Source organism: Hydrocoleum sp. CS-953, from assembly GCF_002260545.1.
Lineage (GTDB): Bacteria > Cyanobacteriota > Cyanobacteriia > Cyanobacteriales > Microcoleaceae > Trichodesmium.
In genome coordinates, this window is the sequence record NZ_LGSU01001261.1 from 1 (window position 1) to 8830 (window position 8830).

Annotated in this window: 3 protein-coding genes; 1 reads left to right on the plus strand and 2 read right to left on the minus strand. The window is 34.8% G+C overall.

All coding sequences use genetic code 11. The features are described from left to right. Positions 1-1410: 1410 nt before the first annotated feature. Entirely contained in the window at positions 1411-5844 is a 4434-nt protein-coding gene (locus AFK68_RS21940) for a PAS domain S-box protein (RefSeq protein ID WP_094675068.1), read from the plus strand. 652 nt (positions 5845-6496) lie between these two features. On the opposite strand, the gene AFK68_RS21945 is transcribed toward AFK68_RS21940, so the two are convergent. Together AFK68_RS21945 and AFK68_RS21950 are read right to left on the minus strand one after the other, a co-directional pair. After that, positions 6497-7945 (minus strand): DUF2252 domain-containing protein, encoded by a 1449-nt coding sequence (locus tag AFK68_RS21945; RefSeq protein WP_210407556.1) that lies wholly within the window; start codon positions 7943-7945, stop codon positions 6497-6499. Next, positions 7926-8807 carry an alpha/beta fold hydrolase gene (locus AFK68_RS21950; RefSeq protein ID WP_094675070.1) on the minus strand — a complete coding sequence of 294 codons (882 nt, stop codon included), beginning with the start codon at positions 8805-8807 and terminating at the stop codon, positions 7926-7928. Before AFK68_RS21950 ends, AFK68_RS21945 begins: the two co-directional genes overlap by 20 nt. Positions 8808-8830: the final 23 nt, after the last annotated feature.

Below are 8830 nucleotides of genomic sequence, written 5' to 3' on the forward strand. Positions count from 1 at the left end.
TTCATTAATTGATAATTGATAATTGATAATTACCTCTCCCTTTTAGGGAGAGGATTGACGAATAAAGAAAAGATTTATTTCTCTTGATCGATTAGATATGGCGAGGAAACCTCGCCATATCTCGACCGCTTTTTTCCCCTTGAAAAGGGAGGCTTTAAGGCATGAATTATCTAATTATTTAATTGTTTAATTATTAATTATTTCGGTAATAGATAATATGCTTACTCCCTAAATATTTCTGATATCCTTACTATTTTAGGGTAAGCATTTCCTACGGAATACTGCGCAAACAGCCGTCAGCTCGCCTCTTCCCTACTGGGTCAGAGCTGCGCTTTTTCGTATAGGGAATGCTCCGCTTTCCATGTCGCTCCGCGTTTTGCTGGCGCACAACTTTCGTATAGGGAATGCTCCTAATTACGCACTTCGGCTGTCGCCGACATATAAAGCGGAGCTTTGCGTCAGCAAAACAGAGGAGCTTTCCTTTCCTGCGGAATGCTACGCAAACGCTAACAGCTCTCAGTGTTCCTCGTTTATTTCATTTATAGGAGGAATTAGAATTGAGATTGAGCGAGAATTAAAAGTCTAGGTAAAAGCGGACATCATCAGCTAACTTTAGCTATTATGGTTGATTTTCATTGCTGTTAACGTTTCGCTTTCCTACGGAATGCTAACGCAAACGCGACATGTTTGCGCTAGCATTCCGAAGGAAAAAGCGTTAGCGCAGCTCCTCTGCAAGAGGCAGCTCCTCTGTTAGCGAAGCTCCTCCGGAGGAGGCAAGAGGCAGTTACGACCCAGGAGGCTAGCTGACGGCTAATAGCTGTTTGCTCCGCATTCCGCAGGAAATGCTTACATTTTAGGACTACCATAAATTTCTTGTAATTATGATATAATTAAAGATAGAGAATAAAGTAATTTATTCTGTAGTAATACTGAACTAAAGTTTAATCTACTATTTACTCTATAAAAGATTGAATACAAAGGCTAAATTGTGATTTTTTAATTATAAATATATTTAAAGTTTTCGGAGCTCTTTTTCATTAATGTNCTGTTTGCTACGCATTCCGCAGGAAATGCTTACATTTTAGGACTACCATAAATTTCTTGTAATTATGATATAATTAAAGATAGAGAATAAAGTAATTTATTCTGTAGTAATACTGAACTAAAGTTTAATCTACTATTTACTCTATAAAAGATTGAATACAAAGGCTAAATTGTGATTTTTTAATTATAAATATATTTAAAGAGAGTAATGATTAAGCATAATTTATGAGGGAATATATTTAGCATTAAAAGCATTTTATCTTGCTTTGATATTTTTGAGATATCCAAAATTAAATCAACCCTCAAAATGAAAATATTTTAATAAGTTTGATTGGGAAAAATTAAAATAATTAAATAGGCAAAATTATGGATAATCAAGTTAATATCTCAAAAAAACAAGATACTGTAAAAGCACTTTCGGTTCAAGTGCAACAATTACAGGAAGGAAAAATGATGCAGGGATCTACAAAAAAATTTGAATCTTTTATAGAGCAAAAGGAACATTTATTCAAATTTTTAGCGTTACAAATTAGTCAATCTCAGAATTTAGAGGAAATATTTAATACTACGGTTGCGGAACTACGTCAGTTACTAAATAATGACCGGGTGATTATTTATAATTTAAGCTCGGATGTTGGTGGAAAAGTTGTGGCTGAGTCAGTAATTGAACCCCAGTTGTCTATTTTAGGAACAACAGTTTTAGATCCATATTTTGAGGAAAACTTGGTTGCAGATTATCAACAAGGTAGAATCCAAAGTTTTGGAGATTTAGAAACTGCTGGATTAACTCCTTGTCATTCGGAAATTCTGGCAAATTTACAAATTAAAGCTAATTTAGTTGTACCGATATTGTTAGAAAATAATCAACTCCTGGAAACTGGCAAAAAACAGAATTATTTTTCACCCTATTTATGGGGATTATTGGTTGCTCAAAATTGTTCGTCTCATAGAAATTGGCAGCCTGATGAAATTGAACTATTGAAACAGTTATCAACTTATTTATCTCTGGCAATTAGGCAAAATTTATTTGAAAAAAAATTAGCAGCAGAACAGTCAGAAAAAAGACGGTTAGAGACAGAATTAAAGGCAGTTAAAAAAAAGTTAGAAGTCAAACAAAGTAATCATACTTCCAAGTCAGCAATAGTTGAAAATTGCTTCCTGAATCACGACGAAAAACAATTACATTTTCTCATAGATGGTGTTAGAGATTACGGCATTTTTATGCTAAATAGTAAAGGCGATATTATTAGTTGGAATCCAGGGGCAGAAAAAATTACTGGATATACAGAAACAGATATTCTTGGTAAGAATTTTTCTCACTTTTTCTGTGAGGCAGATATTAAACAAGGTAAACTTCAGCAGGTATTAGAAAGAGCAATTAAAACTGGGCGATATGAAGGGAAAGAATTAATTGTTAGACAAGATGGGAGAAAAATTTGTTGTTCTACTATTATTACAGCTCTTGACGATGGATTCCCAAAAACTTATGGCTTTACTGTAGTGATGCGTGATATTACTGCAAAGCAAGAACAAGAAATTAGATTAAAATTATTAGAAAAAGCTATTTTTTCCAGTAGCAATGGCATTATTATTACAGATGCTACTCAGCCTAATAATCCAATTATTTATGTTAATCCAAGTTTTGAGAAAATTACAGGCTATGAAGCAGAAGAAGTAATCGGGCGAAATCCTGGTTTTATGCCTAATGAAACAACTCAACAATCTGCTTTAGAATGTTTACAAACAGGAACCTATTGTGATATTACCCAGAAAAATTATCGCAAAGATCATACTGTTTTTTGGCAGGAACTAACAATTGATCCAATTAAGGATGAGCAGGGAAAATTAACCCATTATGTGGGAGTGCAAAAAGATATTACAGAAAAAGTAGAAGCAGAAAATGAACGGGATAGGTTTTTCTCTCTTTCTATGGATATGCTCTGTATTGCTAATTTTGAGGGTTACTTTGTTAAATTAAATCCTGGTTGGGAAAAAACTCTAGGTTATACTCAAGAAGAATTATTATCTCAACCTTTCCTTAATTTTGTTCACCCAGAAGATCGCGAATCTACACAAGCAGAATTAGAGCAAATTTTCCAAGGTAGCAGTGCAATTCATTTTGAAAATCGCTATCGGTGCAAGGATGGGAGCTATCGTTGGTTAATGTGGAATTCTACACCATTGACTGAACTAGGCAAAATTTATGCTGTTGCTCGTGATATAACTGAACGCAAACAAGTTGAACAAGCACTGAAAAAGAGTGAAGAAAGATTCCGTACTGTTGCTGATTTTACTTATGATTGGGAATACTGGCTAAACCCTGAACGTAAATTGATTTACGTTTCCCCATCCTGTGAACGCATTACCGGATACACTCCAGAGGAATTTCTAGAAAATCCTAATTTGTTCAAAACCATAGTTCACCCTAAAGACTGGGAAATGGTGCAACAATATTTTGCAGACAGTTTTGAGACAAACCCAACATATTCAATGGATTTTCGGATCATTACTCGTGGGGGTGAAACCAAATGGATCGGTCATCGTTGTCAGACTGTTTACAGTCAAGATGAGCGTTGGTTAGGTAGACGAGTGAGTAACCGAGAAATTAGTGACTACAAACAAATGGAAATTTCTTTGCGAGAAAGTGAAGAGCGCTTCCGCAGTATTTTTTCTCAAGCAGAGGTAGGTATTATTCAAGCAACTGCAACAGGAGAGTTGCTGCTATTTAACGAAAAATTTGTCGAGTTAGTTCAATATTCACAAGAGGAATTACTGCATAAAAAACTTGCAGATATTATCCATCCAGAAGATTTTCCTACCTATACAGAACAAGTGAAACAACTTTGGGCAGGTAAAATTGAAGCTTTCTCACTTGATCAACGTTATATCTGTAAAGATGGTCTCACAGTATGGATTAATATTAGTGTCTCCATAATTCGGAATGTTGCAGGTAAAGCAAAATGTTATATGGGCATGATTCAAGATATTAATGAGCGCAAGCAAACTGAACAAACACTTGAAGAAAATCAGTATCTGTTCAACCATGCAGAAAGACTTGCTCATCTTGGCAGTTGGCAATATGACCTCCTCACAGAAAAAGTTACTGGTTCAGATGAACTTTTTCGCATCTTTAGTCTACCACCTGAGTCAGGATTTACTTATCAGGAAATGTTACAATGGTATTATCCTGAAGATGCTAAATATCAAGAAAAACTTCTACGACAAGCGATTCAAGAAGGGAAACCCTACAGTCTGGAAGCACGAATCATCTCCAGAAATGGCAAGACACGAGATATTTTTGCCCTTGGGCAACCAGTATTAAATGAACAAGGTGAAGTTATTAAATTATTTGGTACAGTTCAAGATATCACAAATCGCAAACGAGCTGAATTAGCTTTGCGAGAGAGTGAGGAAAGATTTAGATTAATGGCAGATGGTGCTCCTGTACTGATTTGGGTTTCGGGAATTGATGGCAAGTACAATTACTTTAACCAGGTATGGTTAAAATTTACCGGGTGTACTCTTGAAGAAGAATTAGGTGATGGTTGGTTAAAGGGGGTGCATCCAGAAGATTTAGATTACTGTTTAAAGACTTATATGAATGCTTTTTATAGTCGCGAAAACTTTCGGAGAGAATATCGTTTGTGTCGATCTGATGGGGAATATCGATGGGTATTGGATCGGGCTGTACCTCGGTTTACCGCCAATGGTGAATTTACAGGTTACATTGGTTGTTGTCTTGATATTACTGAGAGCAAGCAAAATCAGGAACAGTTACAGTTATGGGTGAATGAACTGGAATTGCGCCATCAAGAGATGGTGATGTTGGGGAAAATGAATGAATTTTTACAGGTTTGTACTTCTGTAGAGGAAGCAGAAAAAATGTTGGGAGATTTACTTAAACCTCTATTTCCTAATTGTTGTGGGAGTATCTTTAGGATGATAACTGAAGAAAATTTACTGGTAATGGTAGCAAGTTGGGGTAAATGTGTTAGTAATGTACCAATTTTTGAACCATCCGAATGTTGGGCGTTACGGCGAGGGAGTATTCATTTGGTGGAAGCAGATAGCTCCAGTTTATTATGTCAACATATCAATGCTACTATTCCTCCAGCTAAATCTTTATGTATTCCTATGATGGTAAATGGAGATACTGTGGGGTTAATACAGTTAACTGCTATCAAACCAGAACCTTTGAGCGAAGCAAAGCAACAATTAGGTTGCACTGTAGCACAGCATTTAGCATTGGCATTAGCTAATTTAGAATTACGAGAAACTCTGAAAAATCAAAGTATTCGTGATGGTCTGACAGGTTTGTATAACCGTCGGTATTTGGAAGAGTTTCTGGAGCAAGAAATTCACCGGGCAAAAAGAAATGAAAATTCGGTGGGAGTTATTATGATTGATATTGACCACTTCAAACGATTTAATGATAATTTTGGCCATGATGCCGGAGATTTGGTACTTCAGGAAGTAGGAAAAACTCTAATGAATGCTGTGCGGAAGTCTGATGTTGCCTGTCGTTATGGTGGGGAAGAGTTAACGTTGATTTTGCCTGGTGCATCTATAGAGGAAACTCAAAAACGAGCTGAAGAAATTCGTTTGGCAATTAAACAGTTACGTTTGCGTCATCGGGAGACTACTTTAGATTTTATTACTGCTTCTTTTGGGGTAGCTTGTTATCCTCAACATGGGAGAACATCTGACAAAGTAATTCAAACTGCGGATGCTGCACTTTATCGTGCTAAGGAGCAAGGTCGCGATCGGACTGTTGTTTCGGGAATAGTATTGAGAATTTAGAATTTAGAATTTAGAATTTAGAATTTATATCAAATCCGCTTAATTTGGTATAAAAAATTTTTCATCTGAGCGCCAAGAGCAAATCTTTCTAAATCCTCTTCCCTCCTGACTCCTAGATTAACTATCTAATTAGGGCTTGCTGAAAAAGTTTTATGGGTAAGGGTAGGAGTCAACCCACCCTCCTAGGAGGGGGAGACAGGAGACAGGAGAAATGGGAATTATGGAGGAGGTACTCGAAAAATTATTCCTCAATTTTTCTGCCATAATCATCTCATGCATACTAACTTTTTGCAGCTCTATCCACGAAAAAGCTGGTACTTTTTAAGGGCTAAAAAATGCTTTAGTCTTTAAATATCAAAGGCTTTACAAATAAAGCTTTGATCCTTTTTAGGTCTGGAAAAAGTACGAACTTTTAGGTCAAAAAGGTTCAAAAATTTAGCATTTTTTGCTCAATATTACAGAAAAATCAAGGGATAATTCCTCCCACTACCTCCTCTAAATTCGCTGTTTCTCCTGACTTCTGACTCCTGACTCCTGACTCCTACTCCTACTAAAAGACTTTTTCAGCAAACCCTAATTATACCAATGGTATCAGATTTGATATTACCCCTTCTTCCTTCTTCCTTCTTCCTTCTTCCTTCTTCCTTCTTCCCTAATACCTATTTACAAAACTTACAAAGTTACGATAATCAATTTTCACTTGCTCTGCATATTGAAAAGCTACTTCACGCACTAATTCTTGAAATTCTTTATGCTTACCATCAGTAATCTTTGTAACTTGTTTTTCAAAAGAATAAGGAACTAATTTTTCATCAAAATCTTGATCTGCTCTAGCATGGTCAGTAGCTAGAATTTTTCCCCATTGTTGGGCAACTTCTATAAGACTATCTTTATCTTTTAATTTTTTAGTTTTAAGAGATTTTTTATAGGGAGATATTTCTCGCACAGAATAATCACCAGAAAAATCTCCATCAGCAGGATTATTATCCACAAGTTTCATCCATCCTAAAAAATCATCAGCGTGTTTAATTAAAGCTTTATAACCTATAGCTTGACGTTGGGCAGTATTGTCAAATATACTGTCATAATTTAGGCGATCGTATAAACTAAAAAGTTCATAAGCATTAGGTTGATACTGACGTTTAATATCAAGAATATAATCATCATCTAAATCATCAGTTTCTCCTTCTATTAACAGATAATAACGTGGCGTTCCTAATGAACCTAATCCAGCATTTAATCTTTGAGCAACATCTTTAACTTTAAAATGTTCTGGGTCATAATTTAGATTTCCAGAAAGGGTTTTACCATAAGTTAGCATTTCTGATTCAATGGCTTTTTTAGCATCAGATGCTATGCCTAAATCTTCATTATCAGAGTCAAATATTCGTTTACCATCTACAACTTTACTCCACTTATCTAACATTCCTTGTCGCGTTTTTTCAGCAGCTTTTTCTATAGTCTTTTTCACCTCTCCACTGGTATTTTTTTCAGTAAAATATATCTGAGTTTCATCATCATTACCTGCATAAGATTCTAAGGTATCTAGATAGCTTTCACTCAAACTATCAATTATTTCTTCCTGCTCAGATTTAGAGATAACATAATTCTCTTCAGCTACTAAAATAATACTGGTTGCTAAACGCCATAAATCATATTGATAATCAGCAACTATTGATTCATCAAAGTCATTGAGGTCAAAAATAATTTCTCCTTTATTGTTATTAAAAGCGCCAAAATTATCAACATGACAATCACCTAAAATCCAAGTTTTTGTGTTACCATTACTAAATTTACCAAGTCTACTATCATTTATAAAGTCTTGCCAAAATAAAGAGTTTGTTGCTCTATAGAATGTAAATGGCGATTGAGACATTCGAGCATATTTTTCAGATTTCAACTCTTCCCGTTGCTGGAGATTAGCACCTGATAAAATTAAGTCTGTATCTAATTCGATAGACTCCAAAACTTTTTGATTTCGCTGACTATTATTAATAGGTTGAGCTAAAGTATTGTTAAATATAAAAAAACAGTTTATTGTCAGAATTAAAATTATTACTATCAACCCACTTCGGAAAATTTTATTCAACTGATTCATCATTATTACTCAAAAATTCTCGCATATATTGATTCACTAATTCAGGTTGTTCTTGTTGTACCCAATGGCTACAATTAGGAATATAACGAATTTGAAAATTTTCTACATATTCTTCTGTACCATAAGTTAATTCTGTTCCTAAAGCAGTATCATTTTTTCCCCAAATCATTAAAGTAGGAATTTGTAGCATTCCCCACTCTTGCTGATTAAAAAAACCAGGAAAAATATTACGATAATAATTAATCATTGCAGTTAAAGCTCCTCGTTTAGCAGCAGCATCTTTATATGCTTCTAAGTCAGCTTCAGTAAAAGCAGATTTATTAATCGCCATATTTTTAAATGCTGAAGCAATAGCCTGATAATCATCAAATTCAAACATCAATTCAGGAAAAAAAGGCAACTGAAAGAAAAATATATACCAACTTCTTAAAAGTTGCTCTGGAGTACCTAATCCTTCCATAAATTTTGCAGGATGAGGAATATTCATTACAATTAATTTTTCGACCATTTCTGGATGTGCATAAGCAAAACACCAAGCTATTGCTCCTCCCCAATCATGTCCTACTAAAACACAATTTTCATAACCTAATTCTTTAATTATTTCTTGTATATCTTTGATAAATTCTGCCATAACATAAGCAGATTTTTCTTTAGGTTTATCACTTTCATTGTACCCTCTTAAATCTAGGGCAACTACTTTATAATCTTGAGCAAATTCAGGTATTTGATATCTCCAAGAATACCAAAATTCAGGGAATCCATGTAACATTAACATTAATGAACCTGAGCCTTGAGTTACATAATGGAGATTAATTCCATTTGCTAGGATAAAATTGCTGGGAAAAAGATTCTCTTTGATTGACATTAATACCTCCGGAATAATGGATA

Coding starts and splice junctions, on each gene's coding strand:
- AFK68_RS21945 (WP_210407556.1), bottom strand. CDS start 7,945: ATGATGAATCAGTTGAATAAAATTTTCCGAAGTGGGTTGATAGTAATA.
- AFK68_RS21940 (WP_094675068.1), top strand. CDS start 1,411: ATGGATAATCAAGTTAATATCTCAAAAAAACAAGATACTGTAAAAGCA.
- AFK68_RS21950 (WP_094675070.1), bottom strand. CDS start 8,807: ATGTCAATCAAAGAGAATCTTTTTCCCAGCAATTTTATCCTAGCAAAT.